The 20991-nt window shown below is 71.0% G+C and carries 20 protein-coding genes; 7 read left to right on the forward strand and 13 right to left on the reverse strand.

What is annotated here, in order from left to right; translation table 11 throughout:
- The first annotated feature begins 18 nt into the window (after window positions 1-18).
- On the forward strand, window positions 19-309 hold the full coding sequence (locus ACIBLC_RS08610; protein ID WP_399210011.1) for a DUF6332 family protein: 291 nt from the start codon (window positions 19-21) through the stop codon (window positions 307-309).
- Here ACIBLC_RS08610 and ACIBLC_RS08615 read toward each other — a convergent pair.
- The 3 genes from ACIBLC_RS08615 to ACIBLC_RS08625 form a co-directional block, all read right to left on the reverse strand.
- Entirely contained in the window at window positions 270-935 is a 666-nt protein-coding gene (locus ACIBLC_RS08615) for a response regulator (protein ID WP_399210012.1), read from the reverse strand. The genes ACIBLC_RS08610 and ACIBLC_RS08615 overlap by 40 nt on opposite strands.
- Entirely contained in the window at window positions 932-2188 is a 1257-nt protein-coding gene (locus ACIBLC_RS08620) for a sensor histidine kinase (RefSeq protein ID WP_399210013.1), read from the reverse strand. The genes ACIBLC_RS08615 and ACIBLC_RS08620 overlap by 4 nt, the downstream gene beginning before the upstream one ends.
- A 138-nt stretch (window positions 2189-2326) precedes the next feature.
- On the reverse strand, window positions 2327-3064 hold the full coding sequence (locus ACIBLC_RS08625) for a TetR/AcrR family transcriptional regulator (RefSeq protein ID WP_399210014.1): 738 nt from the start codon (window positions 3062-3064) through the stop codon (window positions 2327-2329).
- Between the two features lie 271 nt (window positions 3065-3335).
- Here ACIBLC_RS08625 and ACIBLC_RS08630 point away from each other — a divergent pair, with 271 nt between their 5' ends.
- On the forward strand, window positions 3336-3785 hold the full coding sequence (locus ACIBLC_RS08630; RefSeq protein WP_399210015.1) for a nitroreductase family deazaflavin-dependent oxidoreductase: 450 nt from the start codon (window positions 3336-3338) through the stop codon (window positions 3783-3785).
- 49 nt (window positions 3786-3834) lie between these two features.
- Here ACIBLC_RS08630 and ACIBLC_RS08635 read toward each other — a convergent pair whose 3' ends face one another.
- Window positions 3835-5040 carry a geranylgeranyl reductase family protein gene (locus ACIBLC_RS08635; protein ID WP_399210016.1) on the reverse strand — a complete coding sequence of 402 codons (1206 nt, stop codon included), beginning with the start codon at window positions 5038-5040 and terminating at the stop codon, window positions 3835-3837.
- Between the two features lie 184 nt (window positions 5041-5224).
- Between ACIBLC_RS08635 and ACIBLC_RS08640 the strand changes: the two genes are divergently transcribed.
- Window positions 5225-6580 carry a dipeptidase gene (locus ACIBLC_RS08640; protein WP_399210017.1) on the forward strand — a complete coding sequence of 452 codons (1356 nt, stop codon included), beginning with the start codon at window positions 5225-5227 and terminating at the stop codon, window positions 6578-6580.
- 244 nt (window positions 6581-6824) lie between these two features.
- On the opposite strand, the gene ACIBLC_RS08645 is transcribed toward ACIBLC_RS08640, so the two are convergent.
- Window positions 6825-7865 (reverse strand): NUDIX domain-containing protein, encoded by a 1041-nt coding sequence (locus ACIBLC_RS08645; RefSeq protein ID WP_399210018.1) that lies wholly within the window; start codon window positions 7863-7865, stop codon window positions 6825-6827.
- 133 nt (window positions 7866-7998) lie between these two features.
- A complete protein-coding gene (locus ACIBLC_RS08650) occupies window positions 7999-8190 on the reverse strand; it encodes a hypothetical protein (RefSeq protein WP_399210436.1) in 192 nt (63 codons plus the stop codon).
- Between the two features lie 122 nt (window positions 8191-8312).
- Between ACIBLC_RS08650 and ACIBLC_RS08655 the strand changes: the two genes are divergently transcribed.
- Complete coding sequence (locus ACIBLC_RS08655; protein WP_399210019.1) at window positions 8313-8822, forward strand: excalibur calcium-binding domain-containing protein; 510 nt, start codon at window positions 8313-8315, stop codon at window positions 8820-8822.
- A 434-nt stretch (window positions 8823-9256) separates the two neighbouring features.
- On the forward strand, window positions 9257-11305 hold the full coding sequence (locus tag ACIBLC_RS08660) for an NPCBM/NEW2 domain-containing protein (protein WP_399210020.1): 2049 nt from the start codon (window positions 9257-9259) through the stop codon (window positions 11303-11305).
- A 23-nt stretch (window positions 11306-11328) separates the two neighbouring features.
- Here ACIBLC_RS08660 and ACIBLC_RS08665 read toward each other — a convergent pair whose 3' ends face one another.
- Window positions 11329-12288 carry an ROK family protein gene (locus ACIBLC_RS08665; protein WP_399210437.1) on the reverse strand — a complete coding sequence of 320 codons (960 nt, stop codon included), beginning with the start codon at window positions 12286-12288 and terminating at the stop codon, window positions 11329-11331.
- A gap of 241 nt (window positions 12289-12529) precedes the next feature.
- Here ACIBLC_RS08665 and ACIBLC_RS08670 point away from each other — a divergent pair, with 241 nt between their 5' ends.
- Window positions 12530-13594, forward strand: a complete 1065-nt coding sequence (locus ACIBLC_RS08670) for a LacI family DNA-binding transcriptional regulator (RefSeq protein ID WP_399210021.1) — start codon at window positions 12530-12532, stop codon at window positions 13592-13594.
- Between the two features lie 3 nt (window positions 13595-13597).
- Window positions 13598-14401, forward strand: a complete 804-nt coding sequence (locus ACIBLC_RS08675; protein WP_399210022.1) for a hypothetical protein — start codon at window positions 13598-13600, stop codon at window positions 14399-14401.
- Here ACIBLC_RS08675 and ACIBLC_RS08680 read toward each other — a convergent pair.
- The 6 genes from ACIBLC_RS08680 to ACIBLC_RS08705 form a co-directional block, all read right to left on the reverse strand.
- Window positions 14347-16086 (reverse strand): serine/threonine-protein kinase, encoded by a 1740-nt coding sequence (locus ACIBLC_RS08680; RefSeq protein WP_399210438.1) that lies wholly within the window; start codon window positions 16084-16086, stop codon window positions 14347-14349. The genes ACIBLC_RS08675 and ACIBLC_RS08680 overlap by 55 nt on opposite strands.
- A gap of 123 nt (window positions 16087-16209) precedes the next feature.
- Window positions 16210-17505 carry a DUF6986 family protein gene (locus ACIBLC_RS08685; protein ID WP_399210023.1) on the reverse strand — a complete coding sequence of 432 codons (1296 nt, stop codon included), beginning with the start codon at window positions 17503-17505 and terminating at the stop codon, window positions 16210-16212.
- Between the two features lie 162 nt (window positions 17506-17667).
- Window positions 17668-18630, reverse strand: a complete 963-nt coding sequence (locus ACIBLC_RS08690; RefSeq protein ID WP_399210024.1) for an electron transfer flavoprotein subunit alpha/FixB family protein — start codon at window positions 18628-18630, stop codon at window positions 17668-17670.
- A gap of 89 nt (window positions 18631-18719) precedes the next feature.
- Window positions 18720-19505 carry an electron transfer flavoprotein subunit beta/FixA family protein gene (locus ACIBLC_RS08695; protein ID WP_399210025.1) on the reverse strand — a complete coding sequence of 262 codons (786 nt, stop codon included), beginning with the start codon at window positions 19503-19505 and terminating at the stop codon, window positions 18720-18722.
- A gap of 245 nt (window positions 19506-19750) precedes the next feature.
- Window positions 19751-20260 carry a flavin reductase family protein gene (locus tag ACIBLC_RS08700; RefSeq protein WP_399210026.1) on the reverse strand — a complete coding sequence of 170 codons (510 nt, stop codon included), beginning with the start codon at window positions 20258-20260 and terminating at the stop codon, window positions 19751-19753.
- Between the two features lie 242 nt (window positions 20261-20502).
- A complete protein-coding gene (locus ACIBLC_RS08705; protein ID WP_399210027.1) occupies window positions 20503-20916 on the reverse strand; it encodes a thioredoxin family protein in 414 nt (137 codons plus the stop codon).
- Window positions 20917-20991: the final 75 nt, after the last annotated feature.

Consider the following 20991-nt stretch of genomic DNA (forward strand, 5'->3'; position numbering starts at 1 on the left):
GCCTGCTTGACTCGACGTATGGAGCCCACAAGAGGGCGACGGAGTCGGGCCGAGCGTGACGCGATCACCGTCGAGATCGGATACGCCCTGTTCAGCGCGGCGTTCGCGGCGGCCGTGGTGTTCGGAGCCGTGTCCGGCCCGGCGCTGCTCTTCGACCTCCCCGACCCGCTCCACAGGACACTGCTCGCGTCGGGAACCCTGCTTGCCGCCGTCCTGTTCGTCCTGCGCACGGTCAGCGTGCTGCTCCGCTTCGGCCGCGAGGACGGGAGTCAGCCGAGCCAGCCCGGCCGCACCAGCCCCGACTCGTAGGCCAGCACGACCAGTTGGGCCCGGTCTCGGGCGCCCAGCTTGACCATCGTGCGGCTGACATGGGTCTTGGCCGTGAGCGGGCTGACCACAAGTCGCCGCGCGATCTCGTCATTTGACAGACCGATACCGACCAGGGCCATCACCTCCCTTTCCCGCTCGGTGAGTTCGGCGAGCGAGGCGACCGCCGTCGGCTCCTTCGACCGGGCCGCGAACTCGGAGATCAGCCGGCGGGTCACACCGGGCGAGAGCAGCGCGTCGCCCTCGACCACCGCCCGTACCGCGCGCAGGAGTTCCTCAGGTTCGGTGTCCTTGACCAGGAATCCGGAGGCGCCCGAGCGGATCGCCTCGAAGACGTACTCGTCCAGCTCGAAGGTGGTGAGCATGACCACCTTGACGTCCGCGAGGTCCGCGTCGTCCGTGACGCGGCGGGTGGCGGCGAGGCCGTCGAGCCGGGGCATCCGGATGTCCATCAGGACGACGTCGGGGCGCAGTTCACGCACCTGCCGCAGCGCCTCCTCGCCGTCGGCCGCCTCGCCGGCCACCTCGATGTCCGGCTGCGCGTCGAGGAGTGCCTTGAAGCCGGCCCTGACCAACAACTGGTCGTCGGCGAGAAGTACGCGGATCACCGGTCCTCCTTGACCTTCAGCGGCAGTACGGCCAGCACGCGGAACCCGCCGTCGTCACGCGGGCCCGCCTCGATCGTGCCACCCAGCGCCGCGGCCCGCTCCCGCATACCGGCCAGCCCGTTGCCGCTGCCGCCCGCGTCCTCGCCGGTCGCCGGCCCGTCGTCGTCGATACGCAGCCTCAGCGCGCCCTCCGCCCGCTCGACCAGCACACGTGCGTGCCGCGATCCCGAATGCCGTACGACATTGGTGAGTGCCTCCTGGATGATGCGGAAGGCCGCCAGGTCGGTGCCCGGCGGAAGCTTCGGGGCAGTTCCCCGCATCTCGACCGTCAGACCCGCGCCCGCCGCCTGTTCGACGAGTTCGGAGAGCCGGTCGAGCCCGGGTGCCGGAGCGCGCGGCGCCTCCCCCGGCGCACGCAGCGTGTCGAGCACCTGACGGACCTCACCGAGCGCCTCCTTGCTCGCCGCCTTGATCGTGGTGAGCGCCGTGCGCGCCTGCTCCGGGTCGGAGTCGAGCAGCGCGAGACCCACACCCGCCTGCACGTTGATCACGGAGATGCTGTGCGCCAGGACGTCGTGGAGCTCGCGCGCCATCCGCAGCCGCTCCTCGTCCGCGCGACGTTTGGCGGCCTGTGCCCTCTCGGTACGGTCGCGGGCCCACTGCTCGCGGCGTACCCGGACCAGCTCGGACAGCGCCACGATCGCCACGATCCAGGTGGCGACCACCACTTCCTGCCCCCAGGCCGCGGGCGTGTCCCCCGACGGCGGAAGCCAGCGGTAGAGCCAGTGCGCCACCAGCACATGTCCGGCCCAGAGCATCCCGACGGCCGCCCAGGCGGCTCTGCGGTGCCCGGTGACGATCGCGCTGAAACAGCCCAGGGCGACGGTGAGGAAGACCGGTCCGTACGGATATCCGGCGCCCAGGTAGAGCATGGCGGCCGCGGCGGTGCCGAAGGCGACAGGCACCGGGTACCGCTGCCGCCACAGCAAAAGACCGCACCCCACGAACAGCAGCGCCCGTGCGAAGAGGTCCAGGGCGGCGCGCTCGCCCTCCTGGGCCTGGCTCGCGAAGCTGGAGCCGACGAACACGAAGACGGTCAGCAGCAGCGTGGAGCGCCACGGCCGGCGGGCACGGCGCTCCTGGTCGTCCCCACGGTGCCATCCGGGCGGCCCCTGCCACCCCGACGGCCCGTGCCGCCACCACGGGGGTGGGCCCCCCGATGCGGAGGGCCCGGGAGTGCGCTGCTCTTCCATGACGGTCACGCTAGACGCGCCGGGTCGCTCGCGGCGTCAGCCGGGCGAGGTGATCACTCGTACTCCCCAGGGAGTACCGAGGCAGCGGCAAGTGGCCGCACCGCCTCCTGGACGCGCCAGACCCGCAGGGGTGCTCCGTCAGACCCCGGAGCCGCCCGGGCCCTTGCTCGCCGTACCGGTGACCTGCGGGAACACGAGGCCCACACCGTGGGCCAGCTGGTCCGCCGCATGCCGGAAGAACGCTTCGCGGTCCTCCACGACCCGGTTGAACTGGCCGAACAGTTCGAAACCGATCAGCCCGTAGAGCTGCGCCCAGGCGGCCACGAGCGCGGTGACGACCTCGGGCGGGAGGTCGGGCGAGAGGTCGGCGGCCATGCGCTTGGCCTCGGCCTTCAGATCGGCGGGCAGGCGCGGGCGGGCGACACCCTTGCCCTGGTGGGCGTCACGGACGATGCCGATCAGGAGCAGACCCACGCGGGACGCCGCCGGGATCGTCGTCTCCGGCGCGGAGTATCCGGGCACGGGCGACCCGTAGATGAGCGCGTACTCGTGCGGATGATCGAGCGCCCAGTGGCGCGCCGCCGCACAGACCGTGTTCCAGCGCTCGCGGGGCGCGGCGTCGGCGACTCCCGCGTGCGCCGACTCCGTGCTCTCGCCAAGGGAGTCGTACGCGTCGATGATGAGTGCGGTCAACAGGTCGTCGCGGCTGGGGAAATAGCGGTAGAGCGCGGAAGAGACCATGCCGAGCTCGCGGGCCACGGCTCGCAGCGAGAGCTTGGCGGCGCCTTCCGCCGCGAGCTGTCGGCGGGCCTCGTCCTTGATCGCCGCGGTGACCTCGATCCTGGCGCGGGCGCGTGCCCCTCGTGCGGTACTCATGCGGCGCAGTGTGTCACGTTTCCAGAGCAGTGCACACAAAGGAGAGCGGTGCTCCGAGAGCGGAGCGGTGCTTCCGCGCGAGTGCCGAGCATCGAGCGCCGTACACCGCACATCGCACACCCGGCAGCAAAGGTGGCGTCCCCCAACGCGAGCAGTGCACCAAAACGAGAGCGCCGCACAAAACCGAGAGCAGTGCTCTTGCTTTGGATCACCGATCTCACGCAGACTGCTCTCAAGCGAGAGCAGTGCTCTCCAAATCTCAGGAGGAACCATGCCGTCGGCCCACTACGTCAAGCCCAAGCCCTTCGACAAGGCCATGAACGGCGTCGTCGGCTGGCTCGCCCGGCGCGGCGTCAGCCTCCTGGGAACCGCCGAACTCTCGGTCAAGGGCCGCAAGAGCGGCGAGTGGCGGAAGGTCCCCGTCAACCCGCTCCCGTACGAAGGCGGTCCCTATCTCATCTCGGCGCGCGGCCACTCCGAATGGGTGCGCAACGTGCGGGCGGCCGGTGGCGGCCGGCTCCGGGTCGGGCGCAGGACCCGGGAGTTCACCGCGGTCGAACTGCCCGACGCGGAGAAGCCGGTGGTCCTGCGCACCTACCTCAAGAAGTGGGGCTGGGAGGTGGGCCGCTTCTTCGGCGACGTCAACGTGAACTCCAGCGACGAGGAACTTCTCGCCGCCGCGCCCAAGCACCCGGTGTTCCGGATCACCGTCAAGCCGTGACCCCCGGCCGGGGCGTCACGGCCGAGCCGTGTCCCCGCCGGGCCGGTCCCTACCGGTCGAGCGCGTTCAGGGCGCGTCCGATGATCGGCCGGGAGCGGACGACCTCACCGAGCGAGGTCGAGCCGCGGGTGATCCCTGCGAAGGCACTCCACGCCGGCCTGAAGCCCGTGATCACCGCGTGGAGCACGCCCGGACGGCGCTCGAAGGCCGCGAGCATCCGCTTGCCGACACTCATCTCGACACCGAGTCCCGCCTTGATCGCGAAGGCGTAGTTCAACGCCTGGCGCCGGGTGTCGACCGCGTCGTGCGCCTCGGCGATCCGGACCGCCCACTCCCCCGCGAGCCGCCCGGAGCGCAGTGCGAAGGAGATGCCTTCGCGGGTCCAGGGTTCGAGGAGCCCGGCCGCGTCCCCGCACACCAGCACCCGGCCGCGCGACAGCGGGGAGTCGTCGGCACGGCAGCGGGTCAAGTGGCCGGAGGAGATGCTCGGTTCGAATCCGGCGAGCCCGAGCCGGGCGATGAAGTCCTCCAAGTACCGCTTGGTGGCGGCGCCTTCACCGCGCGCGGAGATCACCCCGACGGTGAGCGTGTCGCCCTTGGGGAACACCCAGCCGTAACTGCCGGGCATCGGACCCCAGTCGATGAGGACGCGTCCGGCCCAGTCCTCGGCGACCGTCTCCGGCACCGGGATCTCCGCCTCCAGGCCGAGATCGACCTGGTCGACCTTCACCCCGACATGCGCTCCTATGCGGCTCGCGCTGCCGTCCGCGCCGACGACCGCCCGCGCGAGGACGGCCTCACCGCCCTGGAGGACAACGGCGACCGTACGCCGGTCCGGGACGGCCGAACCGTGCTGTTCGACGCGGGAGACCGTGGCGCCCGTACGCAGTTCGGCGCCCGCCTTCTGCGCGTACTCGACCAGTTGCTGGTCGAACTCGGGACGGTTGATCAGCCCGAACAGCATCTGCTTGGAGCGCCGGGTGCGCGTGAACTTCCCGTCCAGCGAGAAGGTGACCGCGTGCACCCGGTCCCGGAGCGGCAGGTCGAAACCGGGCGGCAGGGAATCGCGCGAGGGGCCGATGATCCCGCCGCCGCACGTTTTGTAACGCGGCAGCTCCGCCTTCTCCAGCAGCAGGACGCTGCGTCCCGCGACCGCTGCCGCATAGGCGGCCGAGGCGCCCGCGGGCCCCGCGCCCACCACGACGACGTCCCACACCCGCTGCCCGTCGTCCGCCGAAGAGTTCTCGCTGCTCACGATGGTCTATTGCTCCCAGTCCAGCCGTCTGCCGCACGTGTCAACCGCATCCTACGGTGGCCATCGCCGCAGGCCACTGTGGGAGGATCGGCGGCGTAGGCGCTCTCCGTATCGGGAGACGCTTACACACCGCACGATCACTCGTACACAGAAGTACAACGTCGCACCCACAAGGAGCGTGCCCATGTCGTCGAACTCGGTGGCCGAGACCGTCGCCTCCCTGATGCCCAGGGCGAAGGCGGAGCTCACCGAGCTGGTGGCCTTCAAGTCGGTGGCGGACTTCGACCAGTACCCGAAGAGCGAGAGCGAGGGCGCCGCGAACTGGGTCGCCGGCGCACTGCGCGCCGAGGGTTTCCAGGACGTGGCACTGCTCGACACCCCCGACGGCACGCAGTCGGTGTACGGCTACCTGCCTGGTCCCGAGGGCGCCAGGACCGTCCTGCTGTACGCGCACTACGACGTGCAGCCGCCGCTGGACGAGGCCGCCTGGGTGTCGCCGCCGTTCGAGCTGACGGAGCGCGACGGCCGCTGGTACGGGCGGGGCAGCGCCGACTGCAAGGGCGGTGTCGTGATGCACCTCCTCGCGCTGCGCGCGCTCAAGGCGAACGGCGGCGTTCCCGTGCACGTCAAGGTGATCGTCGAGGGTTCCGAGGAGCAGGGCACGGGCGGTCTCCAGCGGTATGCCGAGGAGCACCCCGAGCTGCTGACCGCCGACACCATCGTCATCGGCGACGCCGGCAACTTCCGGGCCGGTCTGCCGACGGTCACCTCGACGCTGCGCGGTATGACCCTCGTACGCGTCCAGGTCGACACTCTCGAAGGGAACCTGCACTCGGGGCAGTTCGGCGGCGCGGCTCCGGACGCGCTCGCGGCGCTGATCCGGGTACTGGACTCGCTGCGTGCCGAGGACGGCTCGACGACGGTCGACGGACTGTCCGGCGACGCCGCGTGGGAGGGCCTCCAGTACGACGAGGAGCTGTTCCGGCAGGACGCCAAAGTGCTCGACGGTGTGGACCTCATCGGTACCGGCACGGTCGCCGACCGTATCTGGGCGCGTCCGGCCGTCACCGTCCTCGGCATCGACGTGCCGCCCGTCGTCGGCGCGAGCGCCTCCGTGCACGCGGGCGCCCGCGCGCTGGTCAGCCTGCGGGTGGCGCCGGGCGCGGACACTGACGAGGCGACCAAGCTGCTCCAGGCCCACCTGGAGGCGCACACGCCGTGGGGCGCGCGGGTGAGCACCGAACAGATCGGCGGGGGACAGCCGTTCCGCGCCGACACCTCCAGCCCGGCGTACGCCGCGATGTCCGAGGCGATGTCGGTCGCGTACGACGGCAAGGAGATGCAGTACGCGGGTCTGGGCGGCTCCATCCCGCTCTGCGACACCCTCGCCTCGCTGTACCCGCGGACCGAGATCCTCCTGATCGGCCTGAGCGAGCCGGAGGCACAGATCCACGCGGCGAACGAGGGCGTCTCTCCGGACGAGCTGGAGCGTCTCTCGGTCGCGGAGGCGCTCTTCCTGCGGAACTACGCGGCGAGTTGAGTACGCGGGCGACCGGCTGAGCCGGTCGCCCGCCCACGCCGTTCGCGTGGCCGCGGGCTGGGCGGGTGGCAGCGATGCGGGCGCTTGAGGGGGTACCTGCCGATCCCCGGCCGGTCGTCCACCCTTGGATCTGTCTGCCTGCGGCCGTCGCCAGGTGCGGGTTGCCGGGGTTCGGAGTCGCCTCCCGGCGAAGGATTCGCGTCGGCTCGGCCATGCCCCACCCACCGATGACACGTGACGGCGGTCAACCGACCGGAACCCCTGCCTCCAGGTACAGCGCCGCCCCGCGCTCGCGGGCTCGCAGGGCCCACCGCAGACGCTCGTAGCGCACGGGCGGGAGGAGATCCGCCGCTTCCTGTTCGCTGACGAAACGCCAGTCGCGCAGTTCGGGGCCGGGCAGCAGCAGGCGGTGGACCGCGGCGGTGTCGAGCTGGCCACCGTCGAAGAGCAGGCGCAGTCCGCCGAAACCGGGCGGCGCGGGCGGCTCCCAGTCGACGACGAGGAGAGCGGGTACGTCCTCCAGCAGCAGGCCGGTCTCCTCGGCGACCTCGCGGATGCCGGCCCGGGCGGGAGCCTCGCCGGGCTCGACGACGCCACCGGGGAACTCCCAGCCCGCCTTGTACGTAGGGTCGACGAGCAGCACACGGTCCTGCTCGTCGAAGAGCAGAACCCCCGCGGCGACGGTCTCCGCGGTGGGTTCGGGGGTCTGCACGATCTCGCACACGGGCGCGTCCCCGGTGCGTACGGCCTCGGCGATGCGCAGGGCGGTCTCGTACGGAGTGAGCGCGCTGGTGTCCACCGGGTGGGCGTCGGCGGTGAGCCAGGAGGCGAACGCGGCGCGGTAGGGCTCGATGTGGTCGAAGGCCCACTTGGCCACCCGCATCTCACCGTCCGGCAGGTCCGGGGGGCCCTCGCGCCCGGCTATTCGCTCGCGCAGGATCGTTTCCGCCGGGGCGAGAAGCACATGCCGTACGGGGATCCGGCGCGCGGCGAGGCCACCGAAGATCTCGTCGCGGTACTCCTGGCGCAGCAGGGTCATCGGGACCACGAGGACTCCGCCGAGTTCGGCGAGCAACGCGGCCGCGGTGTCGACCACGAGACGGCGCCAGATCGGCAGGTCCTGGAAGTCGCCGACCTCGGCGAGGCGCTTGGGCGGAAGCAGCTGCGGGAGCGTGCCACCGATGACCTCGGGGTCGAAGAGCGTGCTGTTCGGGATCAGCTCGATCAGTTCCCGTGCGGTGGTGGTCTTCCCCGCACCGCACGCGCCGTTGATCCAGACGATCACGGTTCCCCCTCTTCTGTTGACCCCCTGAGGTTTGCCCGCTTCACCCTGCCACGGAAACCAGCCCCTGATGAGGGAGCCGACAGCAAGGCGCCGGTGCCCCGTCCTGGGACACCGGCGCCGCGGGTCGAACCCCTCAGCTGTGCCGGCCCGGCGCGCCCTCTTCCATGGCCAGGCTGTCGCTGCTGACGGTGTGGTCGAGGGTGCTGAGCGTGTCGTTGACGTCCAGGTTGTCGAGTACGTCCGTGTCCGCGTGGGACGGCGTGACCGCCGCGACGACGAATCCGGCAGCCAGGGAGGCAATGGCAAGCATGCTTCGCTTCTTCATGCCCGGATCAACTGCGAAGCCGGAGATCAGTAACGGCTCGGTCACGCAAAGCCATCTCCGCACCATCGGGCACATCCGCAGCACTACCGTCATTCCCCTCGAAACGTCCCAGGGGGGATGAGATGACCAACCCGTACACACCCCGACCCACACCACCACCGATCCCACCATTCACACCACCGTCCACCGCACCGGCCCGTACCGCTCCGCGCTGGGCGCGCAAACGTCTCGTCCTGCCCGCGCTCGCCTTCGCGTTCCTCATCGGCATAGGCGCGGGCAGCGACGGAGACAACAAGGAGCCGGTGGAGGCCAGCACCCGCCCGACCGCCACGGTCACCGCCACAGCGACCGCCACCGCCACCGCGACGGAGACCGCCGTCGCGGAGCCCGCCGCCACCGTGACGGTCCGCGCGACGACGACCGTGCGAACGACCGTCACCGCGCAAGCCGCCGCGGCGGACGACACCAGCGGGGGCGGCGGCGGGAGTGACGACACCGGCGGCGGGAGCGACGACGTGTTCTTCCAGAACTGCGACGCCGCCCGTGCCGCGGGAGCCGCTCCCGTACGCGTGGGCGACCCCGGCTACGGGAGCCACCTCGACCGCGACGGGGACGGCGTCGGCTGCGAGTGAAAGGGGATGATCAAGCCTTCGTCGAGCCGGGTGCCGGACCCGCGGTGAAGGTGCGCGACAAGAACCGGAACAGGCGGGCATGACGGTCCTCCTGCTCGGCCGGGTGCACCCGGCCGAGCAGGAAGGCCACTTTGGGTTCGCGGGGACATCCGATGTCCCTTCGCACAGCTGTCGGCGACAAACCGCTCCAACGGCGACCGCAGCACCCTCTCCTCGGCACGCCAACCCACACAAACAAACGCGGCGGCGTTCGATGTCATGCCCAAATCAGGTCTTCCTCAAGGGTTCTGGCAAGGTATCGAACAACCACGCCTGCCTGAACCGGGTCGTGGCACACCTCTTCCAACAGAGTCCGACAGGTCCTACCGTAATCGCACAGAGATGACGCGAGCATGACGTCATCCCACCTTTCGCGAGCTCGGAGGAACGTAACGATGCGTCACCTTCACACCCGCACAGCCCGCCGAAGAGTGGTCGGAGCACTCGCCGCAGGACTCCTGTGTACGGTCGGCCTCGCCGCGCCGGCCCTGGCCGCCCCCACCGAGAATCTCGCCGCCGCCGAGGATGTCTCCCCGGCCGTGGACGACGGCCTCGCCCTCACCCCGCCCATGGGCTTCAACAACTGGAACTCCACGCACTGCCGCGCCGAGTTCAACGAGGACATGGTCAAGGGGATCGCCGACATCTTCGTCGAGAAGGGGCTCAAGGACGCCGGGTACCAGTACGTCAACCTGGACGACTGCTGGGCCCTGCCGTCCCGCGACGCGAACGGCAAACTGGTACCCGACCCCGCCCGATTCCCCAACGGGATCAGCGCGGTTGCCGACTACGTCCACTCCAAGGGGCTGAAGCTCGGCATCTACACCAGCGCCGGCACGAAGACGTGCAACGACGCGGGATTCCCGGGCGCGCTCGGCCACGAGTACAGCGACGCCCAGCAGTTCGCGGACTGGGGTGTCGACTACCTCAAGTACGACAACTGCAACAACCAGGGCGTGGACGCCCTTTCCCGCTACACGACCATGCGTGACGCCCTCCAGGCGGCCTCCCGGACGACGGGCCGCCCGATCGTCTACAGCATCTGCGAGTGGGGCGAGAACAAGCCGTGGGAATGGGCGTCGGAGGTCGGACACCTGTGGCGTACGACCGGCGACATCAGTGACAGCTGGGGCTCGATGCTGTCGATCCTCAAGCAGAACCTGCCACTCGACGAGTACGCCGGACCCGGACAATGGAACGACCCGGACATGCTGGAGGTCGGCAACGGCGGCATGACCGACACCGAGTACCGCTCGCACTTCTCCATGTGGTCGATCATGGCCGCCCCTCTCCTCATCGGCTCCGACCTGCGCCGGGCCTCCGACGAGACCTTCGACATCCTGGGCAACAGGGAGGTCATCGCGGTCGACCAGGACCCGCTCGGCGAACAGGGCAAGGTGCTCTCCTCCGAGGGCGGGCGCTGGGTCGTCGCCAAGGAGATGCGGGACGGCAGCCGGACGGTGGCGCTCTTCAACGAGACCGGCAGCGCACAGCGCGTCGCCACCACCGCGCAGGCCGTGGGGCTGCCCGACGCGGGCGCCTACACCCTGCGCGATCTGTGGCAGCACAGGAGCTACAACACCGCAGGCACCATCTCGGCCACCGTTCCCGCGCACGGCACGGTGCTCGTGCGCGTCGCGACCGACACCAGGTGGGCCAAGAACCCGCCCGCCGTCGAACTCGGCCTGGACGGGAGCCTGTTGACCGAGGCCGGCAAGAAGGTCACGCTGACGTCCACGGTCACCGACCTCGGCCGCACGGCCGCGAAGCAGGTCTCCGTGCAGTTGAGCGGGCCCAAGGGCTGGGCGGTCAGGGCGACTTCACCGGCCACCGTGAACTCGCTGCCGACGGGCCGTTCACTGCGTACGTCCTGGAAGGTCACCGCTCCCGACGGCACGGCCGCGGGCTCGTACGATCTGAAGCTGAAGGCGACCTACCGTTCGCCCACCGGAGTGCGCGCCGAAAGCGTGCTGCCGCTGACCGCGTCCGTGGTCGTGGCACCGCCCTCGGGCGTCTCCTCCCTCGGGGACCTTCCTTGGCTGTCGACGACCAACGGCTGGGGGCCTGTTGAGCGCAATACGAGCAACGGGGAGAACGAGGCGGGTGACGGCAATCCGCTGACCGTCGGTGGTGTCGTGTGGGCCGACGGGCTGGGCGTACACGCCGAGAGCAGCGTCGAGTACTACACCGGCAAGGCGTGCGAGACCGTCACCGCACAGGTGGGTGTCGACGACGAGGAGGGCGCCGACGGCTCTGTCGCGTTCGAGATCTGGGCGGACGGCACCAAGGTGGCCTCCACGGGCGTACTCACCAACTCCCAGGCCGCGCAGGCGATTTCGGCCGACGTGACTGGCGCCCAGGTGGTGCGGCTCGTCGTCACCGACGGCGGTGACGGGATCACCTCGGACCACGGCGACTGGGCGGACGCGCAGTTGGCCTGCTGACGCGGCGCCCGCCCGTTACCAGGTCAGCCGGCGACTCCGGCGGCGGTCGTGTTCGCCCTGCGGGTGAGCGCGGCCGCCGCCGCGCCTACCAGACCGGCGTCCGTGCCCATCAGCGCGGGCGCCACGGTCAGGCGCTGGACGAAGGACAGCGTCGCGTAGTCGGCCAGTGCCTTGCGCAGCGGCGTGAAGAGGACGTCGCCCGCCTTGCCCACTCCCCCGCCGACGACGGCGATGTCGATCTCCACGAGGGTCGCGGTCGCCGCGATACCCGCCGCGAGTGCCTGCGCCGCGCGCTCGAAGGAGGCGATGGCGACGGGGTCGCCCGTGCGGGCGGCGGCGGCCACCGCGGCCGCCGAGGTGTCGCCGTCCGGGCCGGGCTGCCAGCCGCCCTCCAGCGCACGGCGCGCGATGTTCGGGCCACTGGCGATGCGCTCGACGCAACCGCGGGATCCGCAGGGGCACAGGTCGCCGTCGAGGTCCACGCTGATGTGGCCGATGTGGCCCGCGTTGCCGGTGGGCCCGGGGTGCAGCTTGCCGTCCAGCACCAGCCCGCCGCCGACCCCCGTCGACACGACCATGCAGAGCGCGTTGTCGTGGCCGCGCGCCGCACCCTGCCAGTGCTCGGCCGCCGTGATGGCCACACCGTCGCCGATCAGCTCGACGGGCAGCCCCGCGGTGGCCCTGCGCACCCGCTCGACCAGGGGATAGCCACGCCAGCCCGGCACGTTCACCGGGCTCACCGTGCCCTCGGAGGCGTCCACGGGTCCCGCGCTGCCGATGCCGACGGCGCCCGCCCTGCCCCACAGCGGGGAGAACGTCAGCTCGCCGATCACGTCCTCAACGGCCCCCATCACGGTGTCGCCGTCCTCCTGCGCGGGCGTCGCACGCTGCGCGCGGAGGAGAATCCGGCCGTGGCCGTCCACCAGCGCTCCGGCGATCTTGGTGCCGCCGATATCGAGCGCGGCCACGAGGTCGGTGTGCATCAGTGTCAGATCTCCCATGGGCGGTGTGGAAACGGACCCGCCGCGCTGCGGATCCGGGTTTCCGGCCGGAAACACGGCGGTGCGAGACGCCTCTGGGGGAAGACGCAGGCCGGAGAATGCGGTGGACAGTGTCTCCCGCATCTGACAACGTTGTCCAGGCTCTATGCTCGACGCCACATCCTCATACAAACCCATGGACCTGTGCATCCCGATGGACCATTCTCATGGACCGGCACATCCCATGGACGACAGGACAGGACAGCGCATCGTGGCAGAGCCCGCTCGTCGATCCGAGAACCGCTACGGCAATCGTCCCACCATGAAGGACGTCGCGGCGCGTGCGGGGGTCGGTCTGAAGACGGTCTCGCGTGTGGTCAACGGCGAGCCGGGGGTCACCCCGGACACCGAGCGCCGTGTCCAGGAGGCCATCGACGCGCTGGGCTTCCGCCGCAACGACAGCGCGCGGGTGTTGCGCAAGGGCAGCACCGCGAGCATCGGCCTCGTCCTGGAGGACCTCGCGGACCCGTTCTACGGGCCCCTGAGCCGGGCGGTCGAAGAGGTCGCCCGCGCCCATGGCGCGCTGCTGATCAACGGCTCGAGCGCCGAGGACCCGGACCGCGAGCAGGAGTTGGTCCTCGCGCTGTGCGCGCGCCGCGTGGACGGTCTCGTGGTGATTCCGGCCGGTGACGACCACCGCTATCTGGAGCCCGAGATAAAGGCGGGCGTCGCCACGGTGTTCGTGGACCGCCCGGCCGGACAGATCGATGCCGACGTCGTACTGTCCGACAGCTTCGGCGGGGCCCGCGACGGCGTCGCCCATCTCATCGCCCACGGCCACCGCCGGATCGGTTTCATCGGCGACATGCCCCGCATCCACACGGCCGCCGAGCGACTGCGCGGCTACCGCGCCGCGATGGAGGACGCGGGCACAACGGTCGAGGACGCATGGATGTCTCTTGGCGTCACCGACCCGCAGCGGGTGCGCAAGGCGGCCGAGGACATGCTCTCCGGCGACTCCCCCGTCACAGCGGTCTTCGCCGGCAACAACCGCGTGACCGTCACGGTGGTCCGCGTCATCGCCGAACGCGGCCGCCCCGTCGCCCTGGTCGGCTTCGACGACATCGAACTCGCCGACCTGCTCCAGCCCGGCGTCACCGTCGTCGCCCAGGACGCCGCCGCCCTCGGCCGTACCGCCGCCGAACGCCTCTTCCGCCAGCTCGACGGCACTCTCCTCACGCCGGAACGGATCCAGCTCCCGACCCGGCTGATCACCCGCGGCTCGGGGGAACTGCCGCCCGCGGACTGAGCGATGGGCCGCCCCGACCCTCGTACGCTCGAAGCGCTCGGACTCGCCGAGGCGCCACGCGACCATCCGCTGAGCTATCCGGGAAAGTGGCCCCAGGAGTCCGGACTCCTGGACGGGGACCGCCTGTTGCCCCTGGAGCGCCTGGTGTACGAGGACCGCGTCCCCGTCGTCGCCGTGGGTTCAAACGCCTGCCCCGCCCAGCTCCGGCACAAGATGGCGGAGCACGCGGTGTCCTCCCCCATCCCCCTGGTGAGGGCGAGGGTCACCGGCGTGGGCGTCGGCGTCTCCGGCCATGTGAGCCTGATGGGATACGTGTCCGCGTCGCCCTTCCAAGCGCCGGGAACCGTCAGCGAGTTGTTCGTCACCTGGCTCGACGCGGCCCAGCTCGCGGTCGTCGACGCCAGCGAGGGAGTCCCAACACCGACCGGCGCCTACGACCGCGTCCTGCTGCCCGCGGACGACTTCCGGTTCGAGCTGGAGTCCGGCCAACTCCTCCCCGGCGCATACGTCTACGTCAACCGCCGAGGTGTCCTTCATGACGGCGCCGGGACGCCGCTCGGCCATCCGGGCGAGCTTCCGCTGCTCACCTCGCTGCTCGCCGGCTCACCGCGCCTGCGCGAGCTGTTCGGGGACACGCCTCAGGAGTTCTGCGCCCGCGCGCGACTCGACGGAGCACTCTGCGCGCGGGGCACCCGGCTGTTCGCGGAGGAGGGGCGCGTGATGGCTTCCGGTCTGGAGAAGTACGTACGGTCTCAGCAGACGGGGAGTCCGGGCACCGGTGAGTCGTTGTCGCCGCCCTGGACGTAGACGACGCTGACGAAGACGCCCGTGTTGCCGCTGTCGTCGTCGGTCCTGGCCCACCAGACGTTGGTCCACTCGCCGTAGGTCTCCCGGCGGCCCAGATTCTGCTGGCAGTAGAAGTAGTTGGTGCCCGCGTTGAGGACGCCGGCCTCGGCGCCGGAGGCGGTGTAGGACTTGGCGGTGCGCCAGACCTGGCAGTTGTACTTGCCGCCGCCGATGGAGTCGCACACCGGGGCGACGGGAGCGTCGGGGGTGGGAGCGGTGCTCGAACCGCCCCCTGTCGTACCGCCGTCGGTGGAGCCTCCCGTTCCTCCGCCCGATGTCCCGCCCGTACCACCGCCGTTGACGAGTGTCTTCGAGGGGCGCGGAGTCGTCTCGCCTGTGTGAGTGGGCTGCCGCTCCGGGGTCTTGGACTTCTTGTCGCCCTGCTCGCTCGGCCTGGAGTCGTCCGAGAGGTCGACCTCGCCGCGGCTGGCTCCGTCGGAGGGGGTCGCGCCGTCGGTCCGGGACGGCGACGCCCCGGCCGCGGCGTCGGCTTCGGCTTCGCCCAGGCTGTTCAGCAGCGCGACGGTCACGCCGGTCGCCGCGAGGACGACGGTGACGGCAGCGGCGGCGAGAAGGGCGCGCCCTCTGCGGCGGCGAGGTGCGGGAGACGGAACGACAGCGGCAGGGGGCGCCGTGGCGACGGGTTCCGGCGGTCCGAATCCCGGTGGTGCCGCAGGGACGGGTTCCGGCGGTCCGAACCCAGGCGGTATCGAGGGGACGCTCAGCACCGTCGTCTCGCGCGGGCGCGGCTCCGGCATCCTCAGGCCCGTCGTCACGGAGTCCCCCTCGGGGCCTCCCGCGACCTCCTCCAGAAGCTCCCGGGCCCGGTCCGCGTCCGGGCGGGCCTCCGGATGCTTGTGCATGAGCTGCCGCAGTACGGGGCCCAGCGGCCCGGCGCGCACGGGTTCCGGCAGCGGCTCGGCCACGATCGCGGTGAGCGTGGACCACGTCGACGTACGGCGGAAGGGAGACGCTCCCTCCACGGCCGCGTACAACGTCGCGCCGAGGGCCCAGACGTCCGAGGCGGGGCCCGGGTCGTCGCCCTGGGCCCGCTCGGGTGCCAAGTAGTCGAGGGAGCCGACCAGTTCGCCGCTGCGGGTCAGGTGGGTGGCCGAGCCGTCGCCCGGGTCCTCCATGGTGGCGATGCCGAAGTCGGTGAGGACGACGCGGCCCGAGCGGTCGAGAAGGATGTTGCCCGGCTTGACGTCGCGGTGCAGGACACCCGCGCGGTGGGCCGCGGCCAGCGCGTCCATGACCTTGGCGCCGATGGAGGCCGCTTCTCGGGGGTCAAGGGTGCCCCGCTCGCGCAGGACGTCGTCCAGGGAGGGGCCGTCCACCAGTTCCATGACGATGAGCGGGCGTCCGTCGACCTCCGCCACGTCGTGCACGGCCACGACTCCGGGATGGCGTACCCGGGCCGCCGCGCGGGCCTCGCGCTGCATCCGCCGGCTCAGGTCGGCGAGTTCGGGGCCGGCGGCGTCCGTGTAGGTGCGCAACTCCTTGACGGCGACCTCACGGCCCAGGACCTCGTCCCGGGCGCACCAGACAACACCCATGCCGCCACGGCCCAGTTGGGCCAGCACTCGGTAGCGGCCGGCCAGCAACCGGCCTGTTCCGTCGGCCTGTTGGTTCTCCCCCGATGACACGTCCGCCCCGTTCTGTGAGCCACCCATGCGTGGGCTACACAGTACGGGGCGGGCGTGACAGGGCTGAGCCACAGGGTGCGCTGTGGCGGGAGCGCACGTCTCTCAACGGCGGGCCCGTCGCCCCTACTTCGCGGAGATGGTCAGGTCTCCCCGCCTCGGGGCCGCGAACCCCTCCAGGTCGGCCCGCGTCAGCCCCGTCACCTCGGCGATGTCGAGGGCGCCGCAGTCCAGGCCGCGCAGCAGGTAGCCGCTGAGGGCCTTGGCGGTGGCGGGCTCGTCCATGACGTCGCCGCCGGCCTGGTTGGCGTAACGGGACAGGCGGGCGGCGGCCTGCTCGAAGCCCTCGCGGTAGAAGGCGAAGACGGCCGCGTAGCGGGTCGGGATGTGTCCGGGGTGCATGTCCCAGCCCTGGTAGTAGGCGCGGGCCAGGGCGCGGCGGGTGAGGCCGTAGTGCAGTCGCCAGGCGTCGTGGACGTTCTCCGTCGGGCCGACCGGCAGAACGTTGGTGGAGCCGTCGCAGACGCGCACTCCGGTGCCCGCGGCGGCCACCTGCATGATCGCCTTGGCGTGGTCGGCGGCGGGGTGGTCGCTGGCCTGGTAAGCGGCGCTGACGCCGAGGCAGGCGCTGTAGTCGAAGGTGCCGTAGTGCAGGCCCGTGGCGCGGCCGTCGGCGGCCTGGATCATGCGGGCGACAGTCGCGGTGCCGTCGGCGGCGAGGATGGACTGGCTGGTCTCGATCTGGATCTCGAAGCCGATCCGCCCGGGCTCGAGACCGCGCGCCTTCTCGAACTCCTCCAGGAGCCGGACCATCGCGGTGACCTGCTCGGCGTACGTCACCTTCGGCAGGGTCAGGACGAGTCCCTCGGGCAGACCGCCGGCCTCCAGCAGGCCGGTGAGGAAGATGTCGAGGGTGCGGATGCCGCGGTCGCGGACCGGGGCCTCCATGCACTTCATGCGGATGCCCATGTACGGGGCCGCCGTGCCGTTCTCGTACGCCCCGGCGATCAGCCGGGCGGCGCGCGCCGCCGCCTCGTCCTCCTCGGCGTCCGGGCGGGGGCCGTAGCCGTCCTCGAAGTCGACGCGCAGGTCCTCGATCGGTTCGCGCTCCAGCTTGGCCCTGACGCGGTCGTACACGGGTTGCGCGAGGTCGTCGGCGAGGCCGAGGACGGCGGCGAAGGAAGCGGCGTCGGGGGCGTGCTCGTCGAGGGCGGCGAGGGCCCGGTCGCCCCAGGAGCGGAGGGTGTCGGCGGCGAACGCGTCCCCGGGTACGTACACGGTGTGGACGGGCTGACGGGTGCCCGGGTCTCCGGGGTAGCGGCGCTCCAGGTCGGCGTCGACCGGGGCGAGGGAGGCGCTGATCTCCTCGCTGACGGTGCCCGCGAGGCTGGTCGCCACCTTCTCCTGCTGACCCTGACCCATTCCATACCCTCCTGTTTTCCGCAGTACGGAATCAACAATCCGTAGAACGAAGTTATCCGGGGACCTTCCCGCCGGTCAACACCCTGTTGGGATGAGCAGAGGCCCCCGCGACCGCGTCGAAGACGGTCGCGAGGGCCTCGTGCACCCGGTACCTCGGAGACCTCAGCCCTTGCGGGTCTTGATCTCCTCGGTGAGCTGGGGGACGACCTCGAAGAGGTCGCCGACGACGCCGTAGTCGACGAGGTCGAAGATCGGGGCCTCGGCGTCCTTGTTGATCGCCACGATCGTCTTGGAGGTCTGCATGCCGGCGCGGTGCTGGATGGCGCCGGAGATGCCGGAGGCGATGTAGAGCTGCGGCGAGACCGACTTGCCGGTCTGGCCGACCTGGTTGGAGTGCGGGTACCAACCGGCGTCGACCGCGGCGCGGGAGGCGCCCACGGCCGCGCCGAGGGAGTCCGCGAGGCCTTCGATGATCGAGAAGTTGTCGGCGCCGTTGACGCCACGGCCGCCGGAGACCACGATCGCGGCCTCGGTCAGCTCGGGGCGGCCGGTGGCCTCACGCGGGGTGCGCGCGGTGACCTTGGTGCCGGTGGCCTTCTCGGAGAAGCTGACGGTGAGGGCCTCGACGGCGCCCGCGGCCGGAGCGGCTTCCACGGCGGCCGAGTTCGGCTTGACCGTGATGACCGGGGTGCCCGTGGAGACGCGGGACTTGGTGGAGAAGGAGGCGGCGAACGCGGACTGCGTGGCCACCGGGCCCTCGTCACCGGCTTCGAGGTCGACGGCGTCGGTGATGATGCCGCCGCCGATGCGGAGCGCGAGGCGGGCGGCGATCTCCTTGCCCTCGGCGGAGGAGGGCACGAGCACGGCGGCCGGGGAGACGGCGTCGTAGGCGGCCTGGAGCGCGTCGACCTTCGGGACGACCAGGTAGTCGGTGAACTCGGGGGCGTCGGCGGTGAGGACCCTGACCGCGCCGTGCTCGGCGAGCGCCGGGGCGGTGGCCTCCGCTCCGGCACCGAGGGCGACGGCGACGGGCTCGCCGATGCGGCGGGCCAGCGTCAGCAGTTCCAGGGTGGGCTTGCGGACGGCGCCGTCCACGTGGTCGACGTAGACGAGAACTTCAGCCATGGGACTTCTTCTCTCCTGCTTGCGAAAGACGATGGGAGGTCAGCGGGTTGGACCGGGACGGACATCCGGCCAGGGGGAAACCCCGGCCGCTAGATGAACTTCTGGCCCGCGAGGAACTCGGCGAGCTGCTTGCCGCCCTCGCCCTCGTCCTTGACGATCGTGCCCGCGGTGCGCGCGGGGCGCTCGACCGCGGAGTCGACCTTGGTCCAGGAACCCTCGAGGCCGACCTCGTCCGCCTCGATCTCCAGGTCCTCCAGGTCCCAGGACTCCACCGGCTTCTTCTTGGCGGCCATGATGCCCTTGAAGGAGGGGTAACGCGCCTCGCCCGACTGGTCGGTGACCGACACGACCGCCGGGAGGGAGGCCTCGAGCTGCTCGGAGGCGGAGTCGCCGTCGCGGCGGCCCTTGACCACACCGTCCTCGACGGAGACCTCGGAGAGCAGGGTGACCTGCGGGACGCCCAGCCGCTCGGCGAGGAGGGCCGGGACGATACCGGCGGTGCCGTCGGTGGACGCCATGCCGGAGATGACCAGGTCGTAGCCGGCCTTCTCGATGGCCTTCGCCAGCACCAGCGACGTACCGATCACGTCGGTGCCGTGCAGGCCGTCGTCCTCCACGTGGATGGCCTTGTCGGCGCCCATCGACAGCGCCTTGCGCAGCGCGTCCTTCGCGTCCTCGGGGCCGACGGTCAGCACGGTGATCTCGGCGTCATCGGCTTCGTCGGCGATCTGCAGCGCCTGTTCGACCGCGTATTCGTCGAGCTCCGAGAGAAGACCGTCCACGTCGTCACGGTCGACGGTCAGGTCATCGGCGAAGTGCCGGTCGCCGGTGGCGTCGGGCACGTACTTCACAGTGACAACGATCCTCAAGCTCACGCCGGCTCTCCTACTGCATCGTCATTTTTTGGCTGCCTTCTATCGGCAGCATAGGCGCCTGAAGCGGCCGATCCCGGTCGGGGCGGCCCGCGCTCCGACCGGAATATTACTCGTCAGTACACCTACTGAATGCCCACTGAGCAAGCGCTTTGAACTGTGACGTTCGCAACGCTGCGTAACCGGCGAGCGGGACTTGCGGGCGGGACCGGCGAGTCAGGCCGGTGCGCGGTCACGGGCGTACGGGCTCAGTCGCGCAGGCCGTTGAAGCGCCCCTGGTGGTAGAGCAGCGGGCGGCCGGCGCCCGACGGGTCACCGAGGACGACCTCGGCCAGGACGATGCGATGGTCCCCCGCGGGCACCCGCGCCACGACACGGCAGACCAGCCACGCGAGGACGTCGTCGAGCACGGGAACACCCTCGGGGCCGTTACGCCAACGGGTGGGCGCGCCGAACCGGTCGGCGCCACTCCTGGCGAAGGTGCCGGCGAGTTCCCGCTGGTGCTCCCCGAGTATGTGTACGCCGATGTGATCGGACCCGGAGACCGCCGGCCAGCTGGAGGCGCCGACGCCGATCCCGAACGAGACGACCGGCGGCTCGGCGGAGACCGAGGTGAGCGAGGTGGCGGTGAAGCCGACGGGACCCTCGCCGCCGGTCGCCGTGATCACGGCAACACCGGCCGCGTGCCGCCTGAAGACGGAGCGCAGCAGATCGGGGGAGGCGAGCTGGGGCGTGCCGAGGTCGGGCCTGGCCGTCATCGAACTGTCCTTCTGCGAGGGGGGACGTGGGAAGTCCCCCGCCCGGGCGGTGCCGAGAGCGGGGGATGATCCGTGGCTGCTCAACAGGCCGGACAGCGCGCACTCGCGGTGCGGGCCAGGTCCACGTGGACGCGCTCGAAAAGAAGGAGTTCCGGGGGCATACGGTCAGATTGACGATAGGTGGCCGGTACAGTCAAGCGCGTTCCGGTATCCGGGAGATGCCTCACCTTGATCACCACGGGTCAGACGGCCTCCCCGAGTGCGGCGATGACATCCGCCTTGCGCGGCTGCCCCGTCGCCCGCCGCACGATCCGCCCGTCGGCGTCGAGCACGAGCACGGTCGGGGTCTTGAGGATATCGAGCTCGCGCACGAGGTCCAGGTGGTGCTCCGCGTCGATCTCCACGTGGGCCACCCCGGGGACCAGCTCCGCGACCTCGGTGAGGACCCGCCGGGTCGCCCGGCAGGGGGCGCAGAAGGCACTGGAGAACTGGACGAGTGTGGCCCGCTCGCCGAGGCCCTCCCCCAACTCCGCCGCGCCGAGCAGCTTTCCGCCGTCACGCCCGCGCACCCTCACCCTCCCGCTCCGCCGCCGATGCAGCACTCCGTAGGCGCTCGCCGCCGCGAGCACCACCACGCACACCACAAGTCCGGTCATCACATCGACAAGCGTTCACGAGACCGCAAAGATTCCCGGTTACGGGATTCGCGCCCGGTGCGGAATGCTTGGTTC

The organism is Streptomyces sp. NPDC050535 (genome assembly GCF_044457665.1).
In the GTDB taxonomy this organism is placed as follows: Bacteria; Actinomycetota; Actinomycetes; order Streptomycetales; family Streptomycetaceae; genus Streptomyces.

Excerpts from the sequence above, each read along its gene's own strand:
- ACIBLC_RS08705 (WP_399210027.1), bottom strand. The coding sequence starts at position 20,916 with ATGACCGGACTTGTGGTGTGCGTGGTGGTGCTCGCGGCGGCGAGCGCC.
- ACIBLC_RS08610 (WP_399210011.1), top strand. The coding sequence starts at position 19 with ATGGAGCCCACAAGAGGGCGACGGAGTCGGGCCGAGCGTGACGCGATC.
- ACIBLC_RS08625 (WP_399210014.1), bottom strand. The coding sequence starts at position 3,064 with ATGAGTACCGCACGAGGGGCACGCGCCCGCGCCAGGATCGAGGTCACC.
- ACIBLC_RS08655 (WP_399210019.1), top strand. The coding sequence starts at position 8,313 with ATGACCAACCCGTACACACCCCGACCCACACCACCACCGATCCCACCA.
- ACIBLC_RS08640 (WP_399210017.1), top strand. The coding sequence starts at position 5,225 with ATGTCGTCGAACTCGGTGGCCGAGACCGTCGCCTCCCTGATGCCCAGG.
- ACIBLC_RS08660 (WP_399210020.1), top strand. The coding sequence starts at position 9,257 with ATGCGTCACCTTCACACCCGCACAGCCCGCCGAAGAGTGGTCGGAGCA.
- ACIBLC_RS08685 (WP_399210023.1), bottom strand. The coding sequence starts at position 17,505 with ATGGGTCAGGGTCAGCAGGAGAAGGTGGCGACCAGCCTCGCGGGCACC.
- ACIBLC_RS08670 (WP_399210021.1), top strand. The coding sequence starts at position 12,530 with ATGGACGACAGGACAGGACAGCGCATCGTGGCAGAGCCCGCTCGTCGA.
- ACIBLC_RS08675 (WP_399210022.1), top strand. The coding sequence starts at position 13,598 with ATGGGCCGCCCCGACCCTCGTACGCTCGAAGCGCTCGGACTCGCCGAG.
- ACIBLC_RS08650 (WP_399210436.1), bottom strand. The coding sequence starts at position 8,190 with ATGAAGAAGCGAAGCATGCTTGCCATTGCCTCCCTGGCTGCCGGATTC.
- ACIBLC_RS08630 (WP_399210015.1), top strand. The coding sequence starts at position 3,336 with ATGCCGTCGGCCCACTACGTCAAGCCCAAGCCCTTCGACAAGGCCATG.
- ACIBLC_RS08690 (WP_399210024.1), bottom strand. The coding sequence starts at position 18,630 with ATGGCTGAAGTTCTCGTCTACGTCGACCACGTGGACGGCGCCGTCCGC.
- ACIBLC_RS08620 (WP_399210013.1), bottom strand. The coding sequence starts at position 2,188 with ATGGAAGAGCAGCGCACTCCCGGGCCCTCCGCATCGGGGGGCCCACCC.
- ACIBLC_RS08665 (WP_399210437.1), bottom strand. The coding sequence starts at position 12,288 with ATGCACACCGACCTCGTGGCCGCGCTCGATATCGGCGGCACCAAGATC.
- ACIBLC_RS08700 (WP_399210026.1), bottom strand. The coding sequence starts at position 20,260 with ATGACGGCCAGGCCCGACCTCGGCACGCCCCAGCTCGCCTCCCCCGAT.